This window comes from Desulfuromonas carbonis, from assembly GCF_054658035.1.
In genome coordinates, this window is the sequence record NZ_BAAHXR010000003.1 from 1764636 (window position 1) to 1791157 (window position 26522).

The following is a 26522-nucleotide window of genomic DNA, read 5'->3' on the forward strand; positions in this document are numbered from 1 at the left end:
GGATAAGAGAGACTAATATCACCAAAACATTTAAAGTCAAACAGAATTAATTAAAGTCGGCATTGGCACCCGCACATCCACTTTTTAATCAAAAGTTGGGTTCAATTCCCCGCAGCTTGCTGCGCGATTTTTACTAAGGGTGTAGGCTGTTGATACCCCGTAGCTTGCTGCGGGGTAGTTCATGGCCACGACGGAAAATTTCCCCGGGAAGGGTTGCGGGAGCGGTGAAGAGCCTATACTTGACTGATAGGGAATCACCAACCTCAACCAGGGAGTCTGTATCATGATCAAAGCCTATGCCGCGCTTGCCGCCGGTAGCCAATTGCAGCCCTTCGAATACGATCCCGGCCCCCTCGCTGCCAACGACGTTGAAATCGCCGTGGAACATTGCGGCATCTGTCACAGTGACCTGAGCATGGTGGACAACGAGTGGGGAATCTCCCGCTATCCACTGGTCCCGGGGCACGAGGTCGTCGGTACTCTCGCCGCAGTGGGGGCGTCGGTAAACAATCTGAAAGTCGGCCAGCGGGTCGGCCTTGGCTGGCACGCCGGCTACTGCATGACCTGCCCCAGCTGCATGGACGGCGACCACAACCTCTGCTCCGCTGCGGCCGGGACCATTATCGGTCACCACGGTGGTTTCGCCGAACGGGTGCGGGCGGCGGCCGCCAGTGTCGTCCCGCTGCCGGAAGCCCTCGATAGCGCCAGCGCCGGTCCCCTCTTCTGCGGCGGCATCACCGTCTTCAACCCGCTGCTGCAGTTCGACGTCAAGGCGACCGACCGGGTGGCGGTCATCGGTATCGGCGGGCTCGGCCATATCGCTTTGCAGTTCCTCAATGCCTGGGGCTGCCAGGTGACCGCCTTCACTTCAAGTGCGGCGAAGAAGGATGAAGCGCTGCAGCTCGGCGCCCACCAGGCGATCAACTCCCGTGATCCGGCAGAGATCAAGGCGGCGGCCGGCCAGTTCGACCTGATCCTCTCCACGGTCAACGTCAAGCTTGACTGGAACGCCTACGTCGCCACCCTCCGGCCCCGGGGGCGGCTCCACTTCGTCGGCGCCTCTCTCGAACCGCTCGACCTCGCCGTCTTCCCCCTGATCGGCGGTCAGCGTTCCATCTCCGGCTCCCCGGTCGGCAGCCCGGCCAACATCGCCCGCATGCTCGCGTTCGCCGCCCGCCACGAGATCCGTCCGGTGATCGAGACCTTCCCCTTCGAGCAGGTCAACGCGGCCTTGGAGAGGTTACGCAGCGGTCAGGCGCGCTACCGCATCGTGCTGAGTCGCTAAGATGGGAGCGTGGGTGAGTTGCAAACGCCGGATACCCCGGCAACCGGTTACCTCCCCGCAGGGAGGGAGGTTATCGTAAAGATAACCCGGCTGCGGTGGTAAGGTCTGCATGGGGCTGGCTTCGAAAAAGGAGCTCGGGAATGGCAAAAACACGCAAACGTCTGGGAGAGCTGGTACTGCGCAGTGCGGATCCGCAGGCGCTGGTAACCTTCTATCGGGACATCATTGGCCTTGAACCCTTTGCCACCGTTGGTAGTGCAACCTTTCTCAAGGTCGCCGACGATTTTGCGGGGCACCCGCAATTGCTCGCCATTTTCCAGATGTCGCACACCTTCAGCGGCCCGAAGGACCTGCAGCCGGCACTGGCCGATGCCAGTGCCGGCAGTTTGCATCACTTCGCTTTTGCCATGGAAAAGGCGGACTTTGAAGCCGAGCAGGGGCGTCTGATGGCCCTTGGTGTCCCGATCCAGTTGGCCGACCACCCCCGCTTCGGCTGGCGCTCCATTTATCTGTTCGACCCCGACGGCAATTCGGTCGAGCTGGTTTGTTTCGATGCCGGGGTTCTGGAATCAAGTGGCGATTAACCATGTCGATCGCAGCAGTGCCGATGAAGAATCCAGCCCATCGACGAAACTGAGGCCGCCGCTGCAACGTGAAGCGATGGTAAATAATTTATCTTCATGCCAGCGAAACCTTCAAACCCGACTTTTCCTGGGCAGGCCCGGAATGCCAATTTTGCTCGCGGTTCCAGGGGGCCGATTACTCCGTCACCAGTAGCCGCAGCGGCAGGATGCCGATTTCCCCGGGGCGGCCCGCAGCAGGACCCAGCTGCACTGCACCGTACCAGGAAGCGCCGACCACGGCGCCCGTCAGGTCCCAGGCAAGGTCGAGGCCGAAAGGAGAACCGTCGGTCCGGTCCGGCTGGACGCTCACCAGGTCGCTGGCGGCGTCCCCCGTCGCGATGACGCCATAGCGTAGTATAAAAGAATCCCCCGTTCGCCCGAATTGGCAATTCTGCACCAGGACCCACCAGTCGCCGCTTTCCGGGTCATCGATCCATCCCTCCTAACAAAAAGGGGAGACGATTTCGAAGCGTTCCACATCGACTAGTCCCTGGTCGGTGAGTTTGAGGGAGGGGATCACCGGCAGCGCCATGAAGCCCAAGGTCATGAAGGGATCAGGCAGGGTGGCGCCGAGGGTGCGGGCGGCGGCGACCAGGGCCTGGAACCGGTCGCGCACCACCTCCACCGGCTGGTCGGTCATCAGCCCGGCGATGGGAAGATCAACCCGGGCCAGCACCTCACCAGCGGCAACCGCCACCATCCCCCCACCCCCGGCCACCAGGCTCTTCACCGCCAGCAGCAGTTCGGCATCACTGGTCCCCACGGCGACGATGTTGTGGGAGTCGTGGGCGACTGTGGAGGCGAGCGCCCCCCGTTTCAGGCCGAAGCCACGGATGAAGGTGATGCCGGTGGCGCCGCTGCCACGGTGCCGTTCTACCACCACCAGCTTGAGCAGGTCGCGCGCGGGGTCGGCGACCGCCAGTCCGTTTCGCACGCAGGGTGTGGCCGATCCGGCTCCGGTGGTGAGCTGCTCGGGACTCGCCTCGATGACCCGCAGCCGTTCGCCGGCGGCCGGCAACCGGAAATCGAGACGGTCGAGGGGGACGCGCATGCTGGTCGGCGCCTTGGGAGTGGCTGGGAAGGAGAGCCCCGCCACCAGTTCTCCCTCTTCTGCCACCAGCTGGCCGGCGACAAAGACCTGGCGAACCGTCGGCCGCGCCAGATCGTCCAGCACCACCAGGTCGGCGCGCCGTCCCGGTGCCACTCCCCCCAGCCCCGGCAACCGGAAATACTCGGCCGGGGTCAGGGTCGCCATGCGGATGGCCGTCACCGGGTCGAGCCCCTGCGCCACCGCCCGCCGCAGGATACTGTCAATGTGCCCCTCGGCGAGTAAATCCTGGGGATGGCGGTCATCGCTGCACCACATCATGCGCTGGGCGGTCTGGGCATCGACCAGCGGCAGCAGGGCATCGAGGTTGCGCGCCGCGGTCCCCTCGCGCACCATGATGTGCATGCCGGCAGCGAGCTTCTCCCGGGCTTCGGCCAGGGTGGAGCATTCGTGGTCGCTGCCGATACCCGCAGCGAGGTAGGCGCAGAGTGCCTTCCCCCCCAGCCCCGGCGCGTGGCCGTCGACTGCCTTGCCCAGAGCCCGCATCCCGGCAATCTTGGCCAGCACCTCGGGGTCGGCGGCGATCACGCCGGGGAAATTCATCACCTCCGCCAGGCCCACCACCCGTGGGTCCTTCATCAGCGGCGCGAGATCGGCGGCGCTGAGGCGGGCACCGGAAGTCTCCATATGGGTGGCTGGTACGCAGGAGGAGAGGGTGAAGTAAAAGGAGAAAGGCTGGTCGGCGCTGGCCGCGAACATGTAGTCGAGGCCGGAAAGTCCCAGCACATTGGCGATCTCGTGGGGGTCCGCCACCACCGCGGTGGTGCCGTGGGGCAATACCGCCCGGGCAAACTGGGCCGGGCTGACCATGGCGCTCTCGAGATGGACGTGGGCGTCGATGAAGCCCGGGGCGAGGTAGCGGCCGCGCAGGTCGAGTACGCGTTCGGCACGGTAGTCGCCAAACCCCGCGACCCGGCCCCCGGCCAGGGCGACATCGGTGCTTTCGATCCGGCCGGTGAAGACGTTCACCAGACGGGCGTTGCGCAGCAGCAGGTCCGCCGGGGCCTCCCCCCGGGCCACCCGAATCAGGTGTGCGCACGGAGTGGTCATCGTTTTTCTCCTGTCCCGGTTCCGCGGGCGACCTGAAATCTGCCTGGATCTGGCGATCACCCGGCGGAACCGGATGGCGGTATCAGGGGAGAGTCGCGATCGCCGCGCTGGTCATGGCGTCGAGGGCGGCACGGTTGAAATCCAGGTAGGTCTCTGGCACCCCCTGGGCCCGGGATTCACCGGGATAGAGCAGGCCGTCGATCAGCACCATCAACCCAGTATTCATCTGGACCGCGCCGGGCGCTCCGCGCACGAAATAGACCATCAGGACCTCCTCCCCCATGACTTCGCGGAACTCGTTGGCGAAGGGGAAATCCTCCAGCGCCGCAATCTCCCGGAGGCTGGTCATCCCGGGAGGAAAAAGGGAGCCTCCGTCAATGGGGATCGCCCGTTCCGGGTAAATGGTGTAGATGTCCTGGAGCGGAACGGAGATGGCCTGGTAGAACTCTGCCGCTGCGGGGAAGATGGCTGTCTCCGCCGCGGTCAGGCCGTAGCCGTAGAGGAAGGTATTGATCGCCTCCCCACTCGCCTTCTTCACGCCAAGGGCTTCGCTGTAGCGCAGGCCGGTCGGCACGTCGGTCCAGAGCACGCGGTTATTCCCCGGGAATTCCAGCGTCTGCTCGATGGTCGGATCGCAGCGCACCCACCCCTCGGGGGTGAGGTGGAGGTGGTACTCGTTCTGGAGCTCCGCTGCCGGTACCGCCGTCCAGGTCGTGCTTGCCATGTCGAAACGGTAGCTTGAGCGGTCGAGCTGGTAACCCCCGTCCGGTTTCGGGGCGCCGAGGCCGTCGCGGGTGTACTCTGCGACCAGGTTGCCATCCTGATCCATGTCGAGGTCGGCCCAGTAGAGTCCGGCGGCGTAGATCGGCTGGGGATCGGCGGCTGGCGCCGGGATCGCCATCATCGCCAGCTTGGCTTTGATCTCGTCAACCCCGGGAGTGGTGGAATTGGCATCGAGGATGGCCCGCGGATCGGGGTTGTTTCTCGCGGTTTCCGTCATCTGAGTGTAATAGACGAGCTTTTGCTGCACCTGGCGGGTAGTGGCGGCGTAGAGATTGGCCTTGTCGCAGGGAAAGCCGTTGGCTGCGGCGGTTGTGGCGAAGATCTCCATCTGGTCCTGCAGCGAAAGGGCGGCGACCCGGGCAATGCGGTGCAGCCGTGCGTATTCCTCCGCCTGCTCCCCACCCTTCTCGCCGGCCAGGTAGTCGACGAAGAGGTCGGCGTCGGTGGCAATCTGCGCCCTGACGTAGGCGACCGCCTCCGTCAGGGTCATCGGATAGCTGACCATCCGCTCGTGGACCATGGCAGTGAGCGGGCTGATAAAGATCCGGCCGTCGGCGGGAGCGCGGCGCCAGGCCCCCGGCGGGGTCGAGAGAAGATAGTCACGGTCAGCAACTACGTCACCCTCCGGCTCGTGGTTGATGCTCGTCCCGGCGGCGATTTCGGCGATCAGCGGCGACTCGTCCAGCCAGTGGGCCGGGGCAATGAGCTGGAAGGCTCCCTGGGCGTCGCTCATCGCCGCCGGTTCGTCAGGGTCGCAGCGGCGGTTTTGGTTGCGGTCGACGCAAACCTGGGCGTTCTCCAGGTAACCGTCGGCCACCACCCCACGGACGAGGGTAGCGTCCGAGTCGTTTCCACAACCGAGGAAAAAGGGCAGAACCAGCAACGGCAGCAGGCGGAGGCAGCAGGCAACTCTCATGGCGTTCTCTCCTTGGTTTGGGGGATGGTTGCAGGTAAAGGTTCCGCCAGAGGAATTCCGCCAACGAAAACGGCACTCCTTGTGTGAAATAAGTGAGCGCCGCTGGCGGGAAAGTGGACATCGTTCATCATCCTCTTCGGCGACCTGGCGATCCGTGTGCCGCGTTCAGCGGAACCGAGGACCCATGGCTTTGCGTCCCCGGATTTCTCCGGGTTTGCCATTATCGGAGGCAAGCTTGCTTTTGTTGCATGAAGTAAACCTCATCTTCCGGGGTTGTCAAACAGGCAAAATCCTGCGCTGGAGAGGAAACGATGGGCGGTGATGTTGTAAAGTGTGGGGGATGCTGCCCGGCGATGTGAGCCGCCCGGCAGCGCGGTGCCGGAAAATTTCAACCGACGGGAAGGATCAGACCAATGGACCTGGAAGAATATTTTACCACCCGGCAGGGTACCGGAACTCTTTCGACCGCGGATCGGCAGGGAGAGGTCGATGCGGCGATCTACGCCCGCCCCCACCTGCAGGCGGACGGCACCCTGGCGATGATCATGCGCGATCGCCTGACCCACTGCAACCTGCAGGAGAACCCCCATGCCGTCTACCTCTCCCTCGATCCTTACATGCGGGGCCGCATCCTATGCCCCACCTGTCGCCTTCGGCGCGGTGATGGTCGGCAGCGCCGTCTTTGACACCGTCCTCCCCCTGTTGAACCCGAGAGCCCGGATTCCGGTCTGTGGGCTGATTGTCCATTACAACGATACCGAACTTCCCCCGGGGCCGGACCTCCCCTCTTGACCCGGATCCTGCTCACCAGGCGGATCAGGACGCAGGGCTTCATTATCTTCGACGACTACGGGCATCGCTACGGCGAATTCTTCGGCCAGATGCGCACCCTGGTACAAGGAGGGGAAGATCAAGTTCCGCGAAGATGAATCCTCCTATTCGGCCCTGGGGAATGGGACCACATCGGTCAAGAAAAATGCTCCCGAAGCCAGGGTGGATGATCTGAGCGCCTGATCACTCAAATTTCCCAGAGCAACAATCAAAGGGCCGGCAGAAACCGGCCCCTTGATTGTTCTTTAATCTGTTCATCCAGGCTATTTGTGCAAATGCACATCCATTTGCGGGAAGGGGATATTCAGTCCCGCTTCGCCGAACTTCCGGTAGACATTCTCCAGCATGAAGAAATATACCGCCCAGTAATCCGCCGTATTGACCCAGGCCCGGACCGTAAAGTTCACGGAACTGTCGGCCAGTTCACCCAATTCGACGAACGGGGCCGGATCCTGAAGAACTTTGTCATTGCCTTCAAGGAGAGAAGTCAGAACCTTCTTAGCTTTGTCGATGTCATCACCGTAGGCAATGCCGAAGGTCCAGTCAACCCGGCGGGTGGCTTCTGTGGAATAGTTGACCATGGACGAGGTTGAAAGCCCGCCGTTGGGAATAATAATGGTCTTGTTGTCGGGTGTCTTAAGGATGGTGTTGAATATCTGGATCTCCCGAACGGTGCCGGCAAAACCCTGGGCCTCGATGTAGTCACCAACTTTGAAGGGCTTGAAGATCAGGAGCACGACCCCGCCGGCAAAGTTCTGAAGGGTTCCGGAGAGAGCCAGCCCGATCGCCAATCCTGCCGCACCCAGAATGGCAATGAAGGAGGTCATCTGGACGCCGACCATGCCGAGAACACTGACAACGACCAGAACTTTGAGCAAGGTACTGATCAAACTTTTCAAAAAGGGTTGCAACGACGGATCGATCTTTTTTTTCTCCATCTGTTTGCCAACCGTGCCGGCAACCCAGGTCGCCAGATAAAGGCCAACAATCAGAGCCAGTATTGCCCCGACCAGTTTGGGCCCCCACACCACGAATAGATTGATCAATGTGTCCATATATTGTCCGCTGTCCTGCAATGGATTTCCCATCTTGTCCTCCTGTGACGCGATCCAGGGTTGTCGATCAAGTTGAATGCATATGTTTGCGGATCTCAACCTCAAGACCAGAACAAAGAGGTCAAACTCTGCCGGGTCAAGTGTCCGGGACCCTCTGGGCTGTCCCTGCCCAAGGTTAATGCTCCCGGATGGCAGTCTGGGCCTTGATCTCTCGCGGCCGCCCAGGTCGTTCCTGCCACACGACCCGCAATGTGCTCTGCTTTTTCGGTGACCGCCTATACCGAATCTTCCCAATGCCGGCTTTGGTTGCGGCGGCCGTTGTGCGGATAGTCAGGACGGGAGGATTTGAACCCGACGCACCCCTTTTGCTGAAAAAGTTAAGCCCCCAAAAAGGGGTGCGGTTCACTTACATGGTGTTGTAGTCATCCGCTTCCACCTTGTCGCCGGTGGAATCCAGGAACGAGTCTTTCGCCGAATCTTTCACGACCTCAACCTTGTCATGAGCAACCGAACAAACCGTCCCGCAAATCAGGCACTCATACAACTCTTCATGGAACTGGAAAGCATGCAGCTCGGTCTCCTGACTAACCATGAATCGGCAGGTGGGGCAGACGAACTCGGTTTGAACCAGCTGTCTTTTTGCAACTTGCCCCTTGATGATCTTCAGCTTGCCATCGGAGAAGGTCCAGACGCCTCCGCAAGTGCCGCATTCCCGTGCGTCCTGGGCAAAGCCTTCAGCATGAAGGTCGATCTCGACGTGTTCCCTGCTTTTGCATAACGGGCATTTCATTTTTCGGTTACCTCCTTCTTCGATTTGTGTAACCTGAAGATAAAACAATGATACTCGCAATTTGGTGCATCCGCAATTTATGCGGACGGCTTGCTGTCGATCGGTACTCTCTTCGGCATGTGCGGCTACAGTTACGCAAGCAGTGCGACAGAGCGAATAAGGCATCGACTGACAACCGATCGAGGGCGTCAGGGGGCGGTGTAAATCAGTTTGTGTAAATGGCTTGGGTTTTTGTCGTCAGTAAACCGGCAACCTGCCTTCGAACAAGATAGAGAACTGGTTGAGGGCGGCCTTCCAGTCCCGAATCGGCAGGGTCCATTTCTTGGCGATATTGTTCAGCGCCAGGTAGAGCAGTTTGAACATGGCTGCGTCGTTGGGGAATGAGCCCCGGTTCTTGGTGACCTTGCGCAGCGACATGTTCAGCGATTCGATCGCATTGGTGGTGTAGATCACCTTGCGAATCTCCGCCGGGTAGGCGAAAAAAGGGGTGATTCTCTCCCAGTTGCGCCGCCAGGACTGGCCGATGGAGGGGTGGGTTTTATCCCACTTCGCTTCGAACTCCGTCAGGTTCATTTCGGCCTGCTCGGCCGTCGCGGCCTGGTAAATGGACTTCAGATCGGCCGCCACTTCCTTGCGCTGTTTCCAGGAGACGTAGCGGAGAGAATGGCGCACCATGTGAACGAGGCAGAGCTGGACCTGGGTGCGAGGAAAGACTGCTTCGATGGCCTCGGGGAAACCTTTGAGCCCGTCCACGCAGGCGATGAAGATGTCTTCGACACCCCGGTTTTTCAACTCGGTCACCACCTGTAGCCAGAACTTGGCGCCCTCGTTCTCGGCCACCCACATGCCCAGGACCTCCTTGATGCCGTCCAGGGTGACGCCCAGGGCCAGGTAGACCGCTTTATTGCTGACGTGGCCGTTGTCTCGCACCTTGACCCGGACCGCGTCCATATAGACGATGGGATAGAGGGCGTCGAGCGGTCGGTTCTGCCAGATCTTGACCTCGTCCGCGACGGCATCGGTCACGCTGGAAATGAGGGCGGGAGAGACCTCGACGCCATAAATCTCTTCCAGATGCCCCTGGATCTCCCGGGTCGTCATCCCCCGGGCGTAGAGGGAGATGATCTTGCCGTCGAAGCCGGCGAAGCGGGTCTGGCCCTTGGGAATGATGAGCGGCTCGAAGCTGCTGTCCCGGTCACGCGGAACCTCGATCGGCAGTTTGCCGAATTCGCCCTTGATGGTTTTGGCCGACTTGCCATTGCGGGCATTGCCGCCTTTCGTGGCCACGGGAGCATGCTTCTCGTGCCCCAGGTGTTGGGTCAATTCCGCTTCCAAAGCTCGTTCCAGAAGGGCCTTGGTGAGCTGTTTAAGCAAGCCGGTTTCGCCGATCAGGTCTTCGGGCTTCTTGTAGTCGGCAAGCAGACGGTCCAGCAGATCTTTTTCGATGGCCATGGGGGCTCCTTAGAGGGTGGGGTCCCGGTGTACCCCTGAATGGCCATTTACACAATCTTTTTTACACCCTCCGTCAGGGGCGAATCAACAAGATCAAGATGCTGCTTGTTGCTGCGAACAAGAGCCAAACGGAGACTTGACCCTTTTCTACTTTTCGTCATCCGGTGCTGCTGATGGACCTGCCCGGGGATTTCGTCCTTTTGCCGGAGTGATTTACCAGTTGCATAAAGTTCACAAAATATATATGTTCAATAAAAGTGAACAAACTAAAAAGGTGAACATATGCAGCTGACAAAGGGCAAAAAAAGGATTCTGGAAGCGGCTCGGGGGGCTTTTGCCCAACAGACAGGCGTGGCAATTGAGCTGGTCGAGAAGGGGGCTGAGCAGGAAACATTTCTGAAAATCCCGGGGGTAGATGCCGACCTTCAAGTGGTTGTCGATGAAGGCGGCGCACAGAATATCCCTGCAGCTCTAATTTTTCGAAAGTGGTTGCAAAATCCCGAACGCTATGTGGTGGCACTGCCCCAGGTCACAGCTAACAGGGCCGACCAATTTCGCCAGGATGGCATCCAGTTTATCGATGCCGCCGGCAATGGCTACATTGACCAGCCACCGGTTTACCTCTTTGTCAAAGGGAACAAGGCCCGAAACATCCTTGAAACCTCCGCAACACCCCGTGTCTTCAAACAGACCGGGCTGCGAGTTCTTTACGCATTTCTCTGTCAGCCAGGTCTCGAGAACGAGACTTATCGCACTATTGCCGACAAGACAGATGTTGCTCTGGGAATGGTCAACAGGGTGGTGAGGGATCTTGAAGAACTGGGTTTCTTAGCCACAATGGGGACGACCGGTCGCGCCCGGAATTTGCGCTTGATTGAAAAAGAGCACCTCCTTAATCGTTGGGTCACCGCCTATGCCGAGCAGTTGCGCCCGAAACTGGTACTCGGACGCTATGACGGCGTGGAAGGGTGGTGGCAGCAGGCGACCTTGAAACCGGATAAGGCATTGTGGGGCGGAGAGGTGGCGGCGGCAAAGCTTACCAATTACCTGAAACCGCTGACGGTCACCGTTTACGTGGACCGGGATGATCCCGCTGCCCTTCTCATTCCGAATCGGCTGAAAAAGAATCCGCAAGGGGATGTGGAGTTGGTTGCCCGCTTCTGGCAGCCGGAGACGATCCCCCCCAACGGGGACATGGTTCACCCGCTCCTGGTCTATGCCGATTTGCTGGCGACGGGTAATCAGCGCAACATCGAAACCGCAAAGATGATTTATGACCGACATCTCTTACAACTTGTCCGGGAGAATTAACCCGCTTCTGGTCAACATCCTTGGGTGTATTCAGCAGGAGACAACCGCGAGGGGAATCCCCTTCGTTGTCGTCGGCGCCACTGCCCGTGATTGGTTGATCTATCATGGACATAACATCCCCGTCGGAAGAGGGACACTTGATCTTGATATCGGCGTTGAGGTTGCCGGCTGGGAGGAGTTCCAACAGCTCAAGGACGCTTTGATCGAATCGGGTAAGTTTGCACCGACAAGGGAGCCGCATCGCCTCTCCTGCGAAAATTACTTCGTCGACATCGTCCCCTATGGTGGAGTCAGTGCCGATACGCGGAATATCTCTTGGCCGCCAGAACATCAGGTGATGATGAACATTATGGCTTTTCAGGAAGCCTACGAGTCTGGAGTGATTGTCCGGCTCAGTGCCGACCCGCCACTCGACGTCAAGGTGCCGACCATCCCGGGGATGGCGCTAATGAAATTGATTTCCTGGGATGACGATTATCCGCATCGCTCCAAGGACGCGGAAGACCTGTTGTTCCTTATGGTGAACTACGCCGAAGTTGGCAATGTCGACCGGCTGTTCGATGAGGAAACGGAACTGCTGAAGCAAGAAGAATTCGACTTAACCCAGGCCGGGGTTCGATTGTTGGGTCGAGATATGGCCGCCATGGCCAACAAGGAGACGGGGGAAGCGGTAAAGATGATTCTGCTTCAAGAAATAGACGAACGGCAGCGTTGTCGCCTGGTTACCGACATGGTAAGGGGCGTCCGAATCAAGGATTCCTTTGACGAGACGATGCTGAAGTTGAAGAAACTGACGGAGGGTTTTGCCGAGGCCCTTGCGAAAGAGGGCGTTCATGAACTTCCCCCCCATCCGCATTGAAGAGGCGATCCTTCCCGCCGACAAAAAGGGGGCTCCGTTTGACTTGCCAAAAGTTGATATCCTCAACGGGTAAGCTGATGTTTAAAACCTTGATGGGAGATAGCCCGTGAAAATACCAACCCGACAGATCCTTTTTGCGCTCGTCATCCTTCTTTCAGGAGTCGATTCCGTTATGGCCATCGAAGAAGCACCCTACACCGTCGTTAAAGCCGACAGCCCCTTCGAGCTCCGCGACTATGCCCCCCACATCGTCGCCGAGACTCCCGTCGCGGGTGATCTTGAAAGTGCCGGCAGCAATGCTTTCCAGAATCTTTTCCGCTACATCTCGGGAGCGAACAAGGCGCAGGAAAAGATAGCGATGACCGCGCCGGTGTCGCAATCCAAGGGTGAGAAGATAGCGATGACCGCTCCGGTCGGGCAGCAGAAGGCGGGTGACCGCTGGCTGGTCAGTTTTATGATGCCCGCCTCCTATGGCATGGCAACGCTGCCGATCCCGGACGACCCGACGGTGACCTTGCGCGAGGTCCCGGCCCGGCGCATTGCCGCTGTGCGATATTCGGGCTTCTGGAGCGAGGATAATTACACGGAGAACCTGACGAAACTGGAGGCCTGGATTCAGCAGCAGGGCCTGGAGGCGGTCGGCGAGCCGATCTGGGCCCGCTACAATGCCCCTTTTGTGCCGTGGTTCATGCGCCGCAATGAAGTCCTGATTCCGGTCGCGGAATGACCGTGTAGACTCCAGCCCGGCGTCCACCAGGACCGGACACGGACCAAAGAGATGAAACGCAATAAGGCCACCCAGGCATGGGTGGCCTTAAATGCTTGGTTCTGAAGGAAAATTTGGTCGGGGCGCGAGGAATTGAACCTCCTGGGGGTGATTTGCCGTCAAGCAGGCTCAGCAAGGCCTTGAAGAGTAACTTTTTACTCCTCGGGATTCCGAAGACGGAGCTTATACAGGCCCATATTCTCGTCAGATGTCACCAGGGTTAGACCCTCTGACTGGGCCTGCGCAATCAACATTCGATCAAATGGATCACGATGGAACACCGGAAGGCTACCGGCCAATTGGCCATGGTAGAGACTGATGGGGAGCTTACTGAATCCTTCATCTTCTACAATGGAGTCTATATCCTCCGGGGCCTCCAATTTACCAAGAGCTTTTTTAATTGAAATTTCCCAGGTGGTTGCGGCACTGACAAAAACCTCATTGCGCTGATCGGCGATGAGTTCCTTGCAACGTGGGCCTAGCCTTGGTGCGTCATCAAGCCACCAGAGCAAAACGTGCGTGTCGAGCAGGAAGCGTTGCATCAGCTTTTCCCTTCGAACGCCTCAATAACGTCTTCCGGCGTCTGGTCAAAGTCATCTGCAATGCGAATCTGGCCTTTGAAGCGGCCTGGCGCACGCTGACGGCGCCCTTCCTTGTGCGGAAGGAGGTCAAGGTAGGGTTTTCCAGCTTTTGCGATGACAACAGGCTCCCCTTCCCAGGCTTTTTCTGCCAAGGCTGACAATTTGCTTTTTGCTTCGTGCATATTGACTTGCATAAACATCTCCGTTTTGGACCTAGCTAAGTTTAGCTAGCCAACAGTAGCCCTTTGCTGCGTCACGGTCAAGGAAAAATCTAGGCCGCTTCCTTCCACCGTTTTTTCTGGAGTTGTAATCTGAAGGGGTGCGGCTTGACCCTTTTCTCCAGGGTCAGGTCCGCACTATGGTAGTCGGAGATCTTCTTGCCGGAGGCCACCTTTTCGCGCAACAGCAGGTCGTTGGACTTGGACATCGTCACCGTGCCGTGCTCCCATTTGGAGATTTGGGCCTTGTCGCAGTGCATGTTGCGCGCGAAATCCGTGCCCGACCAGCCGAGGGACTTGCGCAGGAAGACAATCTCCGCTGCCGCCAATGGACCGTCCTTGCTGATGATCGCCCGGGCCAGGGCATCATGCAGTCCCTCGATGCTGGGGATGAGTGGCATGATGTTGCCGCAATCGGGGCATTTGCGAACCGTGATTCCCACCAGGGTCACGTTATCCAGCCCACATTCACGGTAATGGTAATTCTCCTGCGACTCGACAAATTCACCGTGTTCGCAGCGTTCGCATTTCATTTGACTCTCCATGCAGTCAGGACTTGCAGGATTGTTTCTGACTCGAACCTGACGACGACGCACATCCTGCCGGTATAGACCCGGTAGCGCCACGTCCCGTTTTCTTGCTCCCCTTCGGCCACCTTGCCGCCCCGCAGGACGTTGACGCAGTCGACAGTGCTGATATCACGCTCGCGCATCCGCTCTTCGGCATGCGGTTGCGCGTAGGTCACGATGCCTTCGCTGAGGATCTTGCGTATCAGTTTTTTGGTCTCGGGCGGTCTGAGAGGTTCGAGGAGCATCTATATAATACACCTATTTTGGTCGAGCAACACAAAAGTTGTCATAAAAACAACTTTTGTGTTTTTCTGTGACGCTGCCATGGCCAGCGCATTGCGCCGAAGCTCAGGCCGCGAATACGCCTGGTTCCACCTCGCGGGCCTGGCCGATGGAGGCGAGGGCGGTAAGGATTTCCTGGACCTTGGGCTCGCGGGCGTGTTTGAAAGCCTCCTTGAGTTGCAGGGCCGTTGTCGGTGCGCTGCGCTGGGTGAGGGCGGCGCGGACGGCGGCGACCTGCTCGGGGAGGGTCTTGGGCCAGACCGGCTTCTCCTTGGCGGCGACGGGGGCGGCGGCTTCCTCGCTGCCAGGCAGTTTCCCCTGCGACTCTCCCACCCTCCCGGAGGGGTTCTGGTACTCGGGGCGCAGCCAGCGCACCAGTCCCTGCTCCTCCTCCCGGGAGCGCTCCTTGTTGAGCGCCACCAGCCGTTCCAGGATCGCCTCGTCGGCGAGGTCGGCCGGCCAGCCGTAGGCATCGGCCACGGCCGCGTCGAGTTCGTCGTGCAGCTGCCGCAGCACCGACACCAGCCCCTGCTCGTGGATGGTCTTCTCCTTGGCGGTCAGCGTCTCCCCCGCGCGCAGCTTCTCCAGCACGTTGTACATGCCGGTCAGGGTGAGGTCGGGGTGCTGTTCCTGCTGGCGCTTGCGGTGGGCGTCGAGCTGTCCGGCCAGGTCGCGGAAGGATTTCGTGTCAGGCCTGCAATTGTGCAATTGTAACCTATTTCCATGTTTGCAGGCCTGACACGAGTGACCCTTGGTGCTGCTTCAGACACGGGGACGCGAAAGAAAAATAAGGCTTTCCTCACTGGCCGGCTTGTGGTACAAGAAACTTTAGGTAAAAGAAAGCATGATCGTCTTGGAAGGATAAGGCTATGCAGTGGGCTCAAACCCAACGGATGCGATTCATCGAGGACAAACTGCGCTGGGAGGGGAGGATTAACCGCAGCGACATCAGTGCCGCCTTCGGCGTTTCCATGGTTCAGGCGACGACCGATCTCCAGACTTACCAGCGGCTCTCACCACAAAACATCCAATACGACGGGACCGTCAGGGCCTACCTGCCGACCCCGCAAATGAAGCCTGAATTCGGCTCGCCGTCGTCCGACGCTGTTCTCGGTGAAATGGCGCGGGGGGATGGGCCGGCCGAGATCATGCCTCTGCCGTCCAGACACATCGCGCCCTCGGTCCTGCGCCCGATCCTCCAGGCTATATCCGATGAACGGAATGTCTGCATCGTCTACCAGTCATTGTCCCGTCCGGAGGCGATCAAACGGGTGGTCAGGCCGCACACTTTTGGTTCCGACGGCCGCCGCTGGCACGTCCGGGGATACTGCGAGGGAACAGGGGACTTCCGGGACTTCCTGCTGGCCAGGATTCTCGGTGTCGACCGAATAGATCAGCCCTCCAACCTCCCTGGGCCGGAGAAGGATACCTACTGGAACAGCATCATCCAGATTGTTCTGGCCCCGCATCCTGGCCTGAGCCCAATGCAGCAAAAGATCATCGCTGAGGACTACGACATGACCGAAGGGGAGGTATTGTTCCCTCTGCGTCACGCCTACCTGCCATACCTGCTGCGCCAACTCAATCTGGTCAAGGAAACCGACCAGGCACGGGAGCAGCAGCTGATGATCGTCAACCGCGAGGACGTAGACAGGTGGCACAAGGAAATTATGCCGGCGAAGGAAGTGGTGGAGGAGGCATAAGTGCTGTTCGGCAAACTGCCCAACGAAATATTCCGGCCCCTCTCAGGCCCAAACCGGCACATCATCGAGAAGGTGTTGAAGCAACTACACGTTCTTTTTTTCGACGATGAGAACCCGGCCACAGACTCCCCGCGCCGAGATATCGTCCTAGATCGAATTCACCAGGTACTAATCATGGAGGATCAACTGCTTCTTCTCGATGAAGAGGACCAGGGCGGCGCGATCTACAACACACCTGCAGCAGCAGCAGATTACATCCTCCGCCGGTTGGTTAATACAGGGTGGTTGGAATGGGAAGAGGATGGCTACAATACCAACGTCACACCAAACCCCAACGCGACCTTGCTGCTTGAGGCTCTGATTGATATCGAAAGAAGGGAAAAGAAGAGCTACGGGCGCGTGGTTCTTTCAATCCTCGGGCACATTGAACAAGCCCTCAACCACCCCAAGGACAGGGGCCTGGTCTTTCTCGATGCTGTAGCCCAAACGCGCGAGTTTTCCAGTCACCTTCGCGGGATACTCTACAGCCTCAAGGAGGTTCAGGACCTGCTGGCCAAGATCAAGGATCCACGGGAAGTTCTGGCCAATTTCTTCGAAGAGTTTGTCGAGCGCATCCTTGTTGCCGACTACAAGACCCTCAACTCCGCAGATAACCCCTTTCGGTTCAGGCAGCGAATACTTCAGCACCTCCAGTTTATGGAGTATTCCGATATTCATATTACAACCCTGGTGGGGCACTATCAGGACCACTACAATATCGACGGCGATGAGGCGTCAATTCGTCTCAAACGAGACATGGAGTTCATCATGCGGATATTCCGTTCGGTGGATCGCCGCCTTGAAAAAATCGACTCTTTCTGCTTCCGGCTGGAAAACAGGGTGGCTGAAACAGTCCGGTTTATTGACCGAACCATGCCGGGTATTTCTCAACGGATGATAGACCTTCTCAGAACCCTCGGGGAAAATCTCAACGAGCACGAAGATTTACCAACCCCGGTCAGGGCAAACCTGCAGCAGACTGTCAGCCAGTTCAGTATATATAGTCCCCATGGCCGAAAAGAAAAACCGACCGTCCAGGTTCTGCGATCACGGGAGCTGAGCCCAGAGGCTCGCAAGAAAAAAGAGATCGTCCGCGAATACATGAAAAGGCGGGCATACGAACCGCTTAGGGTGGTGAATTATTTGGATCAGCAGATGGGGGACAGGACAGTCATGAGCGCCGCCGAGTTTTCCATTCAGACGGTGGAGGATCTGATTTCCTTCCTCTTGATTCGTCGACTTCCCCGAATGCTGGGGAAGGGGCAGGTAAGAGCCAAGGAGTTTCATATCCAGCGCAGGCCGGAACAGATCGAAACCGAATGGGCCACTATTCCCAATTTTACCGTCGAACGGAGACTAAATGTTAACTGACCTGAGAAGAGTATCCGAGCGAGAGGATGTCGAAGCCGGGACTTTAAAAAGGGTTGCCGCAACCCTTCTCGCCAAACAGTTTCTGTATTCCGACAAGGACAAGGAAAGGAAAAGCTACCTGGTATTGGCCGGCCACGCAGCCTACTTTGAGAATCTATTCGACGCAATCGACCACGACTTCGTTCTCGACCAGGAGCTGGGCATGGTCGGGGTGCTCCCCCGCGGAAGGATGTCTTCGCAACGGCTCAAAAAAGAAGAAGCCTTGTTGCTACTTACCCTACGCCTCGTTTATGAGGACGCACTAGAGAGGTTCGAGATCAAGAACGGCTGTGCGCACACCAACTCGGAGAAACTGCTGGCGAAATATCTCGTCTCCACCGGAGCCGAACAGCGCCCATTACTGACCGATCTGCGTCGTCTCCTGATAGAATTCAAACGCTCCGGATTGGTCGATGATATCCAGGAGAACAGCAACCGGCTGCTGGACTTCAGAATCCGCCCAGCGGTCCGCCTGGTCTTAAATGAAAGCTGGTTCCAGGTCCTCGAACAGCATGCCGGCATCATCCACGACGAAGAAGATAGCGACACAGATGACGACGATGGGGAAGAAAACGAAGAAGTTCAAGGGCCAGTAGCCGAGGAGGCAGAATGAAACGACTCACCCGCATCATCCTCGTCCAGTGGTACCTGTTTGAAAAACAGGAAATCCCTATCGTCGGGCATACCGCGATTGTTGGATCCAACGGCGCCGGGAAATCTTCGATCATTGATGCCGTACAAACGGTTCTGGCAGGAGGAGACAAAAACCGGATATCGCTCAATAAGGGCAGTAATGAGCGGTCCTCTCGGACGATTCGAGAATATTGCCTCGGGATCGTCAGTGACCCGAATTCATCCGTGCGCGTTGAGCCTCGCCCCTCTGCAAACACCTACCTCGTCCTGTGTTTCCGAGATGACGAAAATTTCGAATACCTGTCTGCCGGGGTCTCGATCTGGTCCTCGGCCAGGGATCCGAAGGAAAACTTCTGCGGTTATTTCATCACTAGGGATAATGTGCCTTTGACTGGAGACTTTTTCACTGAGAATGTCTCTGGTGGCGAAGTCACGCTTCCCTGGAATGATGTCAGGGATCGTCTATTGCGGCGCTATAAGTTGGGGAAAGATTTCAATGACGATGCCTCGTTGATCCTCCCCTCGAAAGGTTCCGGAGACTTCACCCGAAACTTGTACACCATCATGAGCGCCGAACCCGGCGCTCCGATGAACCCCCACACCATCGTCAAGTCCCTGTTGTCGGCCATAGCGTTCAAGCCAATCGCCGATCCAACCAAGTTTATCCAGCAGAATATGCTTGACCCCAGCGACATTAACATTCGGGACCTGAAGTCCTCCCTGGATTTCTGGCGCGAACTGCGTGATAAGGCCAACCAAACCTCGGAATGTATCAGCCAGTTGGGGGCGCTCGAAAAGTTCTGTGAAAACGTCCGCACTGCGGAAACCGAGATCCGTCTGCATCAGTACGCATTCATGGCGGCCAGGATCGAGCAGTGCTACGAAGCGTCAAGCCCGGTGCAAGTCGAGTTGGACGATTTGAATGTCGAACTGGAAGAGTTGAACGACATTTTGACGCAGGGGAGGGCCGAACAGGATAAAGTTTTCCGTAAGCTGGTCGCTTGTGAAGAAGAACGTAAACGGCAAGATGTCGCACAAAAAATCGAAGGACACAAAAAAGAGAAGAAAACCCTGGAGGCCGCGGCCACGCTGATACAGGACCAGATGCAATCGAGCCGGATGAAAATGACCGGGCTTGCGGATATCAGTAAAAGTAAGGCCCTCCTCCCCGGGAAACTGGTTCCCGTAGCTGAGAATTTGACCAGACTGGCAAAAATCGAAGATGACTTGCTTAGTGGTGACTGGCCCAAAAACCCGGAAGAGGTTGACAGAGCCGTCACCCAGGTATTGACCATATATAGCGGACAAACCAGGCAGACGATGCAGTCCAGCGTCTCGCAGTTGTGGGGACGGATTTCGCCAATTGTCGATGAGAACAAGGAACGCGCCCGCATCATCGCCCGCCTTGAAAACAAGGAGTCGCCCCTGGCGCAAAAAACCGTCGATCTCATTGATCTCCTCAAAGCGAACCGGATCGACCCGGTGCCGTTGTGCGACCTGATTGATGTCAAAGACGAATCCTGGCGAAACACAATAGAAGCCGTTCTGGGCAATATCAGGGAAGCCCTGATCGTTCCCCCCAACCTGGCCCAATCCGCCGTCCGTATCTATCGGTACGAAGGGGGCAAGTACCGCGGGGCGCATATCGTCAATACGACAAAAACCGAGGAGTGGATCGACAGGTGCCAAAAGGGCTCTCTAGCTGAACTGATAGCGACTGATGATCGGCACGCTAGGGCGTTTATCAACCTCCGACTCGGCAACATTATTTGCGTGGAGAGCGAGGCTGACCTTCTGAAGCACAAACGTGCTGCCACCGCAGATCTGATGTTGGCTAGCGGTGGCACCACAACCATGATGACGGAGCCTTCCTACACGATTCTCGGTCGCGGCAACCGCGAGAAACAACTCGCGCGGCTGAAAGGCGTCCAGGAGACCAAGAGACGGGAGGAAGAAAAACTTCTGGAAAGTCAGAAGGACTTGTCGCAAGCCATCACCCTCCTCGATGCTTTCAATGAAAGGTTTGCTGCCGCCGAAAGTTTAACCTCTCAAGCGGGCCGCCGAAACGAGAAGCTGGCGCAGGTAAAACATCTCGATGACGAAATAGCCATTCTGGAGGCCACCGACGATCAAGGGCTGAAAAACAAGATCGATGGTCTGAAGGCGTCCCACACGTCCCTCAGTGAGAAAAACGGAAAGTTGGATGAGAACATTCGTACCAAGGCGGAAAAGCGAGGGGAGCTCCGGAAAGCCGTCGAGACCCACTTGGAAATGGCCAAAGTATTTGAGAATGAACAGTCGTCGTGGCGAGAGAAATACCCCGAGCTGGACGCCTCCGGAGCCGTGGACATTCTGGACCGGTTTCGCTCCAAGCTTGAGAATATCGACACACCCTACCAAGCGGTCATTGACGCCATTGACAAGACGATCAGCACCAAGGACCAGTACCTGAAAAAACAGCATGACCTGGCGGTAGAAGGTTTACAAAACTTCCTCGCCACCAACAAGGCCCAGGTGCATCTGACCGGTGGAGAAGGCTGGGCGTTCGACTCTTTCGAGGACCGGGAGGAGTTCATTTCGGCGAGAAAGAAGCAGCTCGAGGAAACGACCCTGGCTAGCTATACCAGTCAGGCAACAATCGCCCTTCATAATGTGGAGGTGATATTCCGGGATAAGTTTATCGGCCGCCTCGGCGAGCGTCTCAAGGACGTGGAAGAGAATATCAAGGGGCTCAACCGCATTCTCAAAAACCGGCCGTTCAACGGAGAATACTACCAATTCAGGGCGCAACCATCATCCGAGCTGAAGCCGGTCTATGACCTAGCTGTTGACTTCGAATTCGATCGATCGACCGCCGGTGCCATTGGGGGACTATTTGACCCGGCAAACGATCAATCTTCCCCTCATCGAGCTGCCTTCGAATATATCAAGGAGGCCTTTCAGGATGAAGCTCGCGGAAAACTGGTGCAGGACTACCGGAACTATTTCGTTTTCGATGTGGAAATGTTTCTGCTGACCGGGCAAAAAGTAGCCAACATGAAACACCGGATCGCAAAAGGATCCGGCGGGGAGAATATGGCCCCGTTCTACGTAGCAATCGGGTCATCTCTGGCGTCGGCCTACAAGCTCCAGGGCCGGGCCGGGCGGACAACCTATGGCGGGATGAATCTTGCCCCGTTCGATGAAGCGTTTTCTAAACTGGACGCCGGCAATATCTTCAACTGCCTCGAATTCCTGAAGGAGATTTCTCTGCAGGTTCTTCTGGCCGCCCCCGACGATAAGTACACCACTCTGGCGTCACAAATGAACACGATGGTCTGGATCACCAAGGACGGTGGGAATATCGAAATCGAAGTGGAATACCTTTCGGATAAAACCCACAAACTTCTACGGTCAGATAACCCCTTCAAGGGAAAGGACTCAGATGCTACACCTGAGTCCGAGCCTGTTTCGGTTGTCGCGGCGAGTTGATGATGGAACCCGGACACAGCCTTCTCTACAAACTCCTCCAGTCGTGGCAGTCCAACCCTGACGGTGAAAGACGCAAATCCCTGCCGATCAAAAAGGGCAAGGCAGAGGAGTATTTCACCACCACCAACCCGGATGAAAAGGACCGTCTACATGGCAGCCTCAAAAGCGCCGAAAGGGCTGGCTGTGTCACCCTGGAGTGGGGCCGGTTCCATGACAGCAATATCCTCCATAAAATCTGGCTGGTCGATGGACGGGCTCTGGCAGAGTACCTTGGAGAACCCATAGCAAGAGACGTTGCAAGCAGTTCAGCTCAGGAGATTCTTTCCCGGATACCCAGCGATCCTTGGTTGCGGGACATCCTTACCAAGATCATCTGCCAGTGGGATAAAAACAAGTCTGCCTACCGGATGCCACCAGGTACCGTAGACGATGCGGTCTTGTTGATGAAGGCCATCCATGCCGTCAGAAATAACCGTCAGCAAGGACTGGATTTGCGGACTTTTAGCGCAAAGGAACTTGGGAATTCGAAAGCTATGGAGAAGATCCGTGATAGATTCGCAAGAGTCTGGAACGAAAGATTCGATACGGGGCTTGACGGTTTTGAGCTTTTTGAATCTCTTGGGCTTGTAAAATTTCCACCGATGGTCTGCATAAAAGGGCCGATCGAGGTTCAGATCGAAGATTCGTGGATCCAGGTAGGTTCTTTGCCGAATTACCTCGGATTTCCGGCTGACGCTATCCGTGGAATTCGAAATCTGGGCCTCCCTGAGTTTGTGCTCACCGTTGAGAACCTGGCCTCGTTCAATCGTCATTGTCGGGAAATCTTTGACTGGGGGGTTGTGGTTTATACAGGCGGGTTTATGGGGCCAACCACGGCACCAGTCCTCCAGATGCTAGATAAGGCCATGCCCGACTCGATACCGTTCTACCACTGGGGAGATATCGACTTCGGAGGGCTGAACATTGCCCGGCATGTGCAATCCCTGCTGAAGCGCCCATTGCGCCTACACCTCATGTCCGCCGACCTTCTCCGTTCCTATGGTAAGGAACCGGAGCAAGCCGTGCGTTCCGTGTCCGTGGATCAGGCTGGGGGCAACCTAGAAATCGAAGCCCTCGCAGAGGCCGCCCGAGCAAACAGCCCATATCTAGTCCTCGAGCAGGAAAACATTGACCCACGGTCTCCGGTTTAGCTTTTCGGGGGGGATGGGCCGGGCAACTGCCTTTCGGCAAAAAAAGATCTAGATCGCAAAACGACAGAACGCCTACTGACCGTAGAGGGACAGTAGGCGTTCTGGTGTGTGGCGTTGGCTTTCGTGCTCGGGATCGAAAGCCGATGAAGCTATAAGGAAAATTTGGTCGGGGCGAGAGGATTTGCCCACTACGTCTCTCGCTTTACGCTCCTTCCTGCGTAGGCTCCCCTCCGCTCGCTGGCGCGGCCATCCCTGGCCGCTGTTCTGACATTCAGTCAGCGCTCGCTCCGCTTCAAATCCTCTCTCTGGTCAATAACAAAAAAACGCCGACCAAATGGCCGACGTTATTTTTGTATGGTCGGGGCGAGAGGATTTGAACCTCCGACCCCCTGCTCCCGAAGCAGATTCGCTTCGCTCTAGCTAACGCTGTGCGCTTGATTCGTCAGACAAAAACCTCCCCGGTAGACGTTCCTTAGGGTGCAGACAGATTGGCCTTAGCAGGATACGCCGGAAGGGGCGGTTGCAATGGACCTATCAAGTCTCTTTATGTAGACTTCCCAGGAGAAACATTGTCAGACGACTCTTCCCAGACGTATTCAGATGGGAAACACTTCCCCCTCAATGCCCATTTACAAACACGTTCCACAAGCAGGCTAACCGCTAACGGTTTTGCATTCTCAGTGCATCAGAACTGTACCTGGCCAAACGAGGCATTTGGGAGGGGCTATGACTTCTTGTGCTATAAATTTAATCTTTCAATTTGTCGTAAAGTCATTCAAAGCATAAGGGCCTGGTGGAATCCCTGGCCCCGGATAGGCGAATGTTGCGTTGTTTGCTTGTCGTGCAAGAGGAACATAATTAGGAGCCGCCTTGGTAACGGCTGCATTTATTGCCATAATGATCAAGTCTGCAAAAGGATTCCCACTGCTGTTGTTTTGCGGGACATAAACCATATTCTGGTTGTGCTCCCAGAGAGTCTCGCCAGTTTCCGCCCCTTTGATGGTGTATGTTAAATCAACAGTAACTTGAGTCGATAAAACCATGTATTTCGCATCCCATCTATTAATGTTGACGTAGAGTACAGCATCTGAACCAAACAATTTGCATAGTCTTTCGACAGGGGCGCTGTGTACAAGATTTGCGTCTGATAAGCCGTCATCTTCAAGTAGTCTCTTTACTAAATTTACGGGGAAAACGTAATATCCCCTTTCGGCTAGTGGGATTGTAATAGTGGATAAAAAATAATCTGGTGCAGTGACTTCAGCACTATTGTTCACAACCGGTACGATAAGAATTGACTTTGGTTTCGAATTATTAAACTTTGTGTAGTCTTTTGGTTGGTGAACTGCACACCCAGACAGAATCATGATCGTTAAAAAAATCAAAAGTGACCTGCTCATTGTGTCCCCTCATTAATTTTATTAGAAGTTAAGGTCAGGTTAGATTTATCACTTTCACTCTTGGACAAAAGATCTTGAGCATTGCTGATCATTTTTGTCATGAGGATAGAAGACTCTGGCCACTTGACCTGCTCTTTTTTGAAAAGCTCAATCGCTTCTGCATAACGTCCCTTTTCATATAAGGCGTACCCATATTCAGCATAGATTCCGGGTGGTACCCTGCCCGCTACTTCACCTGCGGCGACGGTTTGTTGAAGTTCTTCTATAAATTGATCATTGTCCGCAGGGTTTTTGTAGTGGTTGTACAATTTCTGGTCATAATTATTCCATACATAGCGGTTCTGTACACAGCCATTCACTAATAAAAATGTTATTATAATAAGAAAATGTGCAAAGAGCTTCATAAACCCTCCTAGTTAATAAACAGTTATTACTTTCATTTCAGAGTCAACAAAAACGGTTTTTTCATAAATAATCTTATCATTTTCAATGATTGTTATTTTGTGAGTTCCGGGTAAAACGTTCAATGCTTTCGGATTCCCATTGTAAATAATTGCTTTTCCCATATTGAGGCCATCAACAAATAGTGCAGCATTTTCCGAGGTGCCTTTAATGATAATGCTGGGACGGGAGTCGACCGACCGAACTGAAGTGTTTGGCATAGAGCAGCCGAGGATAAGCAATACGAAGAAAACAATCGTCATAAATTTCATTTTTCCACCTCTTCCACATATAAGTGTTCAATATTTTTAGATATTAATTTGTTGCTAATCAATTCACACACTGACCCTTCATTGTTTTCATTATCACCAAAAAAGCCAGATACCTTTATCTCAGCGATTTTCTTTGGTGGTAGGTGAATATCAAAGCCACTTTGTTTGCTTTGAATTTTTTCTCCTTGCTCCATGACCTGAAGAATATCTCCAATTTTTACACCTTGACTTTGGCCCCCACTGATAAAGACATTTTGGCCTTGAATTTCAAGTATGTCGGTTTTCCAAGGACGATCAGAGAGAGAAGAAACAAGTTTGTCGAGCATATCAGTAATTGCTGCAGAAATGGCTCTGTCATTTAAGGTGGCGTCATAATCTGATCGACTTCCAAAACCAGCAATTTCACCTGACTCAGTACTGGCCTCACCAACGCCAGATGCTGAAAAGAATGCCTGCCCTGTTTTGACACTTACTAACCTGACGTCAACCTTTGCGCGTGCCGTCTGAACCTTTGTTTTTGAAAGAAATCCTGTTTTCCCGTTTGTAGATCTACCAAATTCGGTAACAGAACCAACAATCAAGGCGTCAATACCAATAAGTTTAGCATCACCACTAATGGCCTGTTCGCGCTGAATTTTGGATAGATCTGTTCTTTCAAATACTAAAAATTTGTTGGTACTTATAAGTTTGGTCGCGAGCATATCGGATGCTTGTTTGCCTATTCGGTCGTAATCTTGATCGGTCATAAGAGACCGTCCGTAGTTCGATTCATTAGAAAATCTGGCGATGGCCACCTTACGCTTGTACCCTTTCGTGACAGGCTGTAGTGCTTCTTCTTGTGCCTTGAGTTGGGTGGCTTCGGTGGCTTGGGCTTTTACTGGGGTTATTGGGGTGGAAACAGTTGCACACCCCGAAAGTAAGATAAAAACAAACAAAAATCCTAGGAATTTAGACATTTCGGTGGTGTCTCCCTTCTAAGGTCTAATTCTGGATGGTGCTAAATTATGAAAAACCGCTGGCCAGCACAATGCTAGCAACAGCGGTCAATTAAGAAGTCTCTCTGCTTTTGTTCTGCATCGTTTCATCCCCCCCAATGAAATTTCAGATAATACCTTGCTAATCTAAGACGATCCTTCCGAAATGTAAAGGATGTTTTGGACCTTGATGAAAAGGCCCTGGTGCGTATGAACCGCGCAATTTTTGGCCTTTGGGGCGCGAAAGCCCTCGAAAAATAACAATTCACGATTTTCCATGAAACGCCCCTCGGAGCTTTCCCCGGCGGTCCGGCCTTCTTTCCGCACTCCCAGTCGCCCCATAGAGACGCGACCGGTGCCGGCATGGGGGTAGCCAGGGGCTGGGGTCGGTTGCTGCAGGAGGTGGCCGTATGGAGGCCGGTGGTGGGGAGTGGTCGGTAGCCCGGTCAGTGGGAGCGGCTCGGTTGGCCGGGTGGGGGACGAGGAAGGGTGAAGCGCTGAAAACCTGAA

Annotated in this window: 26 protein-coding genes, 1 pseudogene and 1 riboswitch; of the genes and pseudogenes, 12 read left to right on the plus strand and 15 right to left on the minus strand. The window is 55.9% G+C overall.

The genetic code is table 11. The annotated features are described in order from the left end of the window. Positions 1–283 precede the first annotated feature (283 nt). The gene (ahr, locus tag ACYQ8E_RS14920; RefSeq protein WP_066724375.1) at positions 284–1285 is read left to right on the plus strand and encodes an NADPH-dependent aldehyde reductase Ahr; all 1002 of its coding nucleotides are present in this window, start codon (positions 284–286) and stop codon (positions 1283–1285) included. A gap of 140 nt (positions 1286–1425) precedes the next feature. After that, on the plus strand, positions 1426–1869 hold the full coding sequence (locus ACYQ8E_RS14925) for a VOC family protein (protein ID WP_066724378.1): 444 nt from the start codon (positions 1426–1428) through the stop codon (positions 1867–1869). Positions 1870–2044: 175 nt separating this feature from the next. Here ACYQ8E_RS14925 and ACYQ8E_RS14930 read toward each other — a convergent pair whose 3' ends face one another. The 3 genes from ACYQ8E_RS14930 to ACYQ8E_RS14940 all read right to left on the minus strand — a co-directional run bounded on the left by ACYQ8E_RS14930 (position 2045) and on the right by ACYQ8E_RS14940 (position 5765). Further along, positions 2045–2305, minus strand: coding sequence for a hypothetical protein (locus ACYQ8E_RS14930; protein ID WP_066724384.1), 261 nt, complete (start codon positions 2303–2305; stop codon positions 2045–2047). 45 nt (positions 2306–2350) lie between these two features. Then, positions 2351–4066, minus strand: coding sequence for an adenine deaminase (gene ade / locus ACYQ8E_RS14935; RefSeq protein WP_066724386.1), 1716 nt, complete (start codon positions 4064–4066; stop codon positions 2351–2353). A gap of 82 nt (positions 4067–4148) precedes the next feature. Then, on the minus strand, positions 4149–5765 hold the full coding sequence (locus tag ACYQ8E_RS14940) for a hypothetical protein (RefSeq protein ID WP_066724389.1): 1617 nt from the start codon (positions 5763–5765) through the stop codon (positions 4149–4151). A 135-nt stretch (positions 5766–5900) separates the two neighbouring features. Next, positions 5901–5994, minus strand: a riboswitch (cyclic di-GMP riboswitch). Between the two features lie 184 nt (positions 5995–6178). Here ACYQ8E_RS14940 and ACYQ8E_RS14945 point away from each other — a divergent pair. Then, positions 6179–6451: a pyridoxamine 5'-phosphate oxidase family protein gene (locus tag ACYQ8E_RS14945; protein ID WP_157471739.1), complete on the plus strand. Its 273-nt coding sequence runs from the start codon at positions 6179–6181 to the stop codon at positions 6449–6451. Further along, a pseudogene (locus tag ACYQ8E_RS14950) lies at positions 6432–6779 on the plus strand (hypothetical protein); the annotation flags it as partial. The gene ACYQ8E_RS14945 and the pseudogene ACYQ8E_RS14950, both read left to right, overlap by 20 nt. Before the next feature lie 80 nt (positions 6780–6859). Here the strand turns inward: ACYQ8E_RS14950 and ACYQ8E_RS14955 are convergent. The 3 genes from ACYQ8E_RS14955 to ACYQ8E_RS14965 form a co-directional block, all read right to left on the minus strand. After that, positions 6860–7684, minus strand: coding sequence for a mechanosensitive ion channel family protein (locus ACYQ8E_RS14955; protein WP_066724392.1), 825 nt, complete (start codon positions 7682–7684; stop codon positions 6860–6862). Positions 7685–8057: 373 nt separating this feature from the next. Continuing rightward, a complete protein-coding gene (locus ACYQ8E_RS14960) occupies positions 8058–8441 on the minus strand; it encodes a hypothetical protein (RefSeq protein ID WP_066724394.1) in 384 nt (127 codons plus the stop codon). 237 nt (positions 8442–8678) lie between these two features. Beyond that, positions 8679–9893, minus strand: a complete 1215-nt coding sequence (locus ACYQ8E_RS14965; RefSeq protein WP_066722594.1) for an IS256 family transposase — start codon at positions 9891–9893, stop codon at positions 8679–8681. A 282-nt stretch (positions 9894–10175) separates the two neighbouring features. Between ACYQ8E_RS14965 and ACYQ8E_RS14970 the strand changes: the two genes are divergently transcribed. The 3 genes from ACYQ8E_RS14970 (at position 10176) to ACYQ8E_RS14980 (ending at position 12790) form a co-directional block, all read left to right on the plus strand. Next, entirely contained in the window at positions 10176–11204 is a 1029-nt protein-coding gene (locus ACYQ8E_RS14970) for a type IV toxin-antitoxin system AbiEi family antitoxin (RefSeq protein ID WP_066724396.1), read from the plus strand. Beyond that, positions 11167–12063 (plus strand): nucleotidyl transferase AbiEii/AbiGii toxin family protein, encoded by an 897-nt coding sequence (locus ACYQ8E_RS14975; RefSeq protein WP_066724399.1) that lies wholly within the window; start codon positions 11167–11169, stop codon positions 12061–12063. Before ACYQ8E_RS14970 ends, ACYQ8E_RS14975 begins: the two co-directional genes overlap by 38 nt. A gap of 172 nt (positions 12064–12235) precedes the next feature. Next, entirely contained in the window at positions 12236–12790 is a 555-nt protein-coding gene (locus ACYQ8E_RS14980) for an SOUL family heme-binding protein (RefSeq protein WP_066724401.1), read from the plus strand. A 194-nt stretch (positions 12791–12984) separates the two neighbouring features. Here the strand turns inward: ACYQ8E_RS14980 and ACYQ8E_RS14985 are convergent, their stop codons facing one another. From ACYQ8E_RS14985 to ACYQ8E_RS15005, 5 genes are all read right to left on the minus strand, one after another. Then, positions 12985–13371: a type II toxin-antitoxin system VapC family toxin gene (locus ACYQ8E_RS14985; RefSeq protein ID WP_066724403.1), complete on the minus strand. Its 387-nt coding sequence runs from the start codon at positions 13369–13371 to the stop codon at positions 12985–12987. Then, a complete protein-coding gene (locus ACYQ8E_RS14990; RefSeq protein ID WP_197463724.1) occupies positions 13371–13604 on the minus strand; it encodes a type II toxin-antitoxin system Phd/YefM family antitoxin in 234 nt (77 codons plus the stop codon). Before ACYQ8E_RS14990 ends, ACYQ8E_RS14985 begins: the two co-directional genes overlap by 1 nt. Before the next feature lie 77 nt (positions 13605–13681). After that, positions 13682–14161 (minus strand): type II TA system antitoxin MqsA family protein, encoded by a 480-nt coding sequence (locus tag ACYQ8E_RS14995; protein WP_066724412.1) that lies wholly within the window; start codon positions 14159–14161, stop codon positions 13682–13684. Continuing rightward, positions 14158–14442 carry a DUF4258 domain-containing protein gene (locus tag ACYQ8E_RS15000; protein ID WP_066724414.1) on the minus strand — a complete coding sequence of 95 codons (285 nt, stop codon included), beginning with the start codon at positions 14440–14442 and terminating at the stop codon, positions 14158–14160. Before ACYQ8E_RS15000 ends, ACYQ8E_RS14995 begins: the two co-directional genes overlap by 4 nt. Before the next feature lie 103 nt (positions 14443–14545). Next, the gene (locus tag ACYQ8E_RS15005) at positions 14546–15187 is read right to left on the minus strand and encodes a hypothetical protein (protein WP_459861286.1); all 642 of its coding nucleotides are present in this window, start codon (positions 15185–15187) and stop codon (positions 14546–14548) included. A gap of 161 nt (positions 15188–15348) precedes the next feature. On the opposite strand from ACYQ8E_RS15005, the gene ACYQ8E_RS15010 reads away from it, so the two are divergent. Genes ACYQ8E_RS15010 through ACYQ8E_RS15030 form a run of 5 tightly spaced genes read left to right on the plus strand, consistent with a single transcriptional unit; the run spans position 15349 to position 22925 of the window. Beyond that, a complete protein-coding gene (locus ACYQ8E_RS15010; RefSeq protein ID WP_459861287.1) occupies positions 15349–16182 on the plus strand; it encodes a WYL domain-containing protein in 834 nt (277 codons plus the stop codon). Beyond that, positions 16183–17592 carry a Wadjet anti-phage system protein JetA family protein gene (locus tag ACYQ8E_RS15015; protein WP_459861289.1) on the plus strand — a complete coding sequence of 470 codons (1410 nt, stop codon included), beginning with the start codon at positions 16183–16185 and terminating at the stop codon, positions 17590–17592. Beyond that, positions 17582–18244 (plus strand): DUF4194 domain-containing protein, encoded by a 663-nt coding sequence (locus tag ACYQ8E_RS15020; RefSeq protein WP_459861291.1) that lies wholly within the window; start codon positions 17582–17584, stop codon positions 18242–18244. Before ACYQ8E_RS15015 ends, ACYQ8E_RS15020 begins: the two co-directional genes overlap by 11 nt. After that, positions 18241–21735 (plus strand): SbcC/MukB-like Walker B domain-containing protein, encoded by a 3495-nt coding sequence (locus ACYQ8E_RS15025; RefSeq protein WP_459861293.1) that lies wholly within the window; start codon positions 18241–18243, stop codon positions 21733–21735. The genes ACYQ8E_RS15020 and ACYQ8E_RS15025 overlap by 4 nt, the downstream gene beginning before the upstream one ends. Then, positions 21735–22925: a Wadjet anti-phage system protein JetD domain-containing protein gene (locus ACYQ8E_RS15030; protein WP_459861295.1), complete on the plus strand. Its 1191-nt coding sequence runs from the start codon at positions 21735–21737 to the stop codon at positions 22923–22925. The genes ACYQ8E_RS15025 and ACYQ8E_RS15030 overlap by 1 nt, the downstream gene beginning before the upstream one ends. Before the next feature lie 755 nt (positions 22926–23680). Here ACYQ8E_RS15030 and ACYQ8E_RS15035 read toward each other — a convergent pair. From ACYQ8E_RS15035 to ACYQ8E_RS15050, 4 genes are read right to left on the minus strand one after another with little or no spacing between them, the layout of a single operon-like run. Beyond that, positions 23681–24325 (minus strand): DUF799 domain-containing protein, encoded by a 645-nt coding sequence (locus ACYQ8E_RS15035; protein ID WP_459861297.1) that lies wholly within the window; start codon positions 24323–24325, stop codon positions 23681–23683. Beyond that, positions 24322–24729: a DUF4810 domain-containing protein gene (locus ACYQ8E_RS15040; protein ID WP_459861299.1), complete on the minus strand. Its 408-nt coding sequence runs from the start codon at positions 24727–24729 to the stop codon at positions 24322–24324. The genes ACYQ8E_RS15035 and ACYQ8E_RS15040 overlap by 4 nt, the downstream gene beginning before the upstream one ends. A gap of 12 nt (positions 24730–24741) precedes the next feature. Continuing rightward, a complete protein-coding gene (locus tag ACYQ8E_RS15045) occupies positions 24742–25038 on the minus strand; it encodes a hypothetical protein (RefSeq protein WP_459861301.1) in 297 nt (98 codons plus the stop codon). Further along, a complete protein-coding gene (locus tag ACYQ8E_RS15050; protein ID WP_459861302.1) occupies positions 25035–25994 on the minus strand; it encodes a CsgG/HfaB family protein in 960 nt (319 codons plus the stop codon). Before ACYQ8E_RS15050 ends, ACYQ8E_RS15045 begins: the two co-directional genes overlap by 4 nt. Between the last annotated feature and the right edge of the window lie 528 nt (positions 25995–26522).

Coding starts and splice junctions, on each gene's coding strand:
- ahr (WP_066724375.1), top strand. CDS start 284: ATGATCAAAGCCTATGCCGCGCTTGCCGCCGGTAGCCAATTGCAGCCC.
- ACYQ8E_RS14925 (WP_066724378.1), top strand. CDS start 1,426: ATGGCAAAAACACGCAAACGTCTGGGAGAGCTGGTACTGCGCAGTGCG.
- ade (WP_066724386.1), bottom strand. CDS start 4,066: ATGACCACTCCGTGCGCACACCTGATTCGGGTGGCCCGGGGGGAGGCC.
- ACYQ8E_RS14940 (WP_066724389.1), bottom strand. CDS start 5,765: ATGAGAGTTGCCTGCTGCCTCCGCCTGCTGCCGTTGCTGGTTCTGCCC.
- ACYQ8E_RS14945 (WP_157471739.1), top strand. CDS start 6,179: ATGGACCTGGAAGAATATTTTACCACCCGGCAGGGTACCGGAACTCTT.
- ACYQ8E_RS14955 (WP_066724392.1), bottom strand. CDS start 7,684: ATGGGAAATCCATTGCAGGACAGCGGACAATATATGGACACATTGATC.
- ACYQ8E_RS14960 (WP_066724394.1), bottom strand. CDS start 8,441: ATGAAATGCCCGTTATGCAAAAGCAGGGAACACGTCGAGATCGACCTT.
- ACYQ8E_RS14965 (WP_066722594.1), bottom strand. CDS start 9,893: ATGGCCATCGAAAAAGATCTGCTGGACCGTCTGCTTGCCGACTACAAG.
- ACYQ8E_RS14970 (WP_066724396.1), top strand. CDS start 10,176: ATGCAGCTGACAAAGGGCAAAAAAAGGATTCTGGAAGCGGCTCGGGGG.
- ACYQ8E_RS14975 (WP_066724399.1), top strand. CDS start 11,167: ATGACCGACATCTCTTACAACTTGTCCGGGAGAATTAACCCGCTTCTG.
- ACYQ8E_RS14980 (WP_066724401.1), top strand. CDS start 12,236: ATGGCCATCGAAGAAGCACCCTACACCGTCGTTAAAGCCGACAGCCCC.
- ACYQ8E_RS14985 (WP_066724403.1), bottom strand. CDS start 13,371: ATGCAACGCTTCCTGCTCGACACGCACGTTTTGCTCTGGTGGCTTGAT.
- ACYQ8E_RS14990 (WP_197463724.1), bottom strand. CDS start 13,604: ATGCAAGTCAATATGCACGAAGCAAAAAGCAAATTGTCAGCCTTGGCA.
- ACYQ8E_RS14995 (WP_066724412.1), bottom strand. CDS start 14,161: ATGAAATGCGAACGCTGCGAACACGGTGAATTTGTCGAGTCGCAGGAG.
- ACYQ8E_RS15000 (WP_066724414.1), bottom strand. CDS start 14,442: ATGCTCCTCGAACCTCTCAGACCGCCCGAGACCAAAAAACTGATACGC.
- ACYQ8E_RS15010 (WP_459861287.1), top strand. CDS start 15,349: ATGCAGTGGGCTCAAACCCAACGGATGCGATTCATCGAGGACAAACTG.
- ACYQ8E_RS15020 (WP_459861291.1), top strand. CDS start 17,582: ATGTTAACTGACCTGAGAAGAGTATCCGAGCGAGAGGATGTCGAAGCC.
- ACYQ8E_RS15025 (WP_459861293.1), top strand. CDS start 18,241: ATGAAACGACTCACCCGCATCATCCTCGTCCAGTGGTACCTGTTTGAA.
- ACYQ8E_RS15030 (WP_459861295.1), top strand. CDS start 21,735: ATGATGGAACCCGGACACAGCCTTCTCTACAAACTCCTCCAGTCGTGG.
- ACYQ8E_RS15035 (WP_459861297.1), bottom strand. CDS start 24,325: ATGAGCAGGTCACTTTTGATTTTTTTAACGATCATGATTCTGTCTGGG.
- ACYQ8E_RS15040 (WP_459861299.1), bottom strand. CDS start 24,729: ATGAAGCTCTTTGCACATTTTCTTATTATAATAACATTTTTATTAGTG.
- ACYQ8E_RS15045 (WP_459861301.1), bottom strand. CDS start 25,038: ATGAAATTTATGACGATTGTTTTCTTCGTATTGCTTATCCTCGGCTGC.
- ACYQ8E_RS15050 (WP_459861302.1), bottom strand. CDS start 25,994: ATGTCTAAATTCCTAGGATTTTTGTTTGTTTTTATCTTACTTTCGGGG.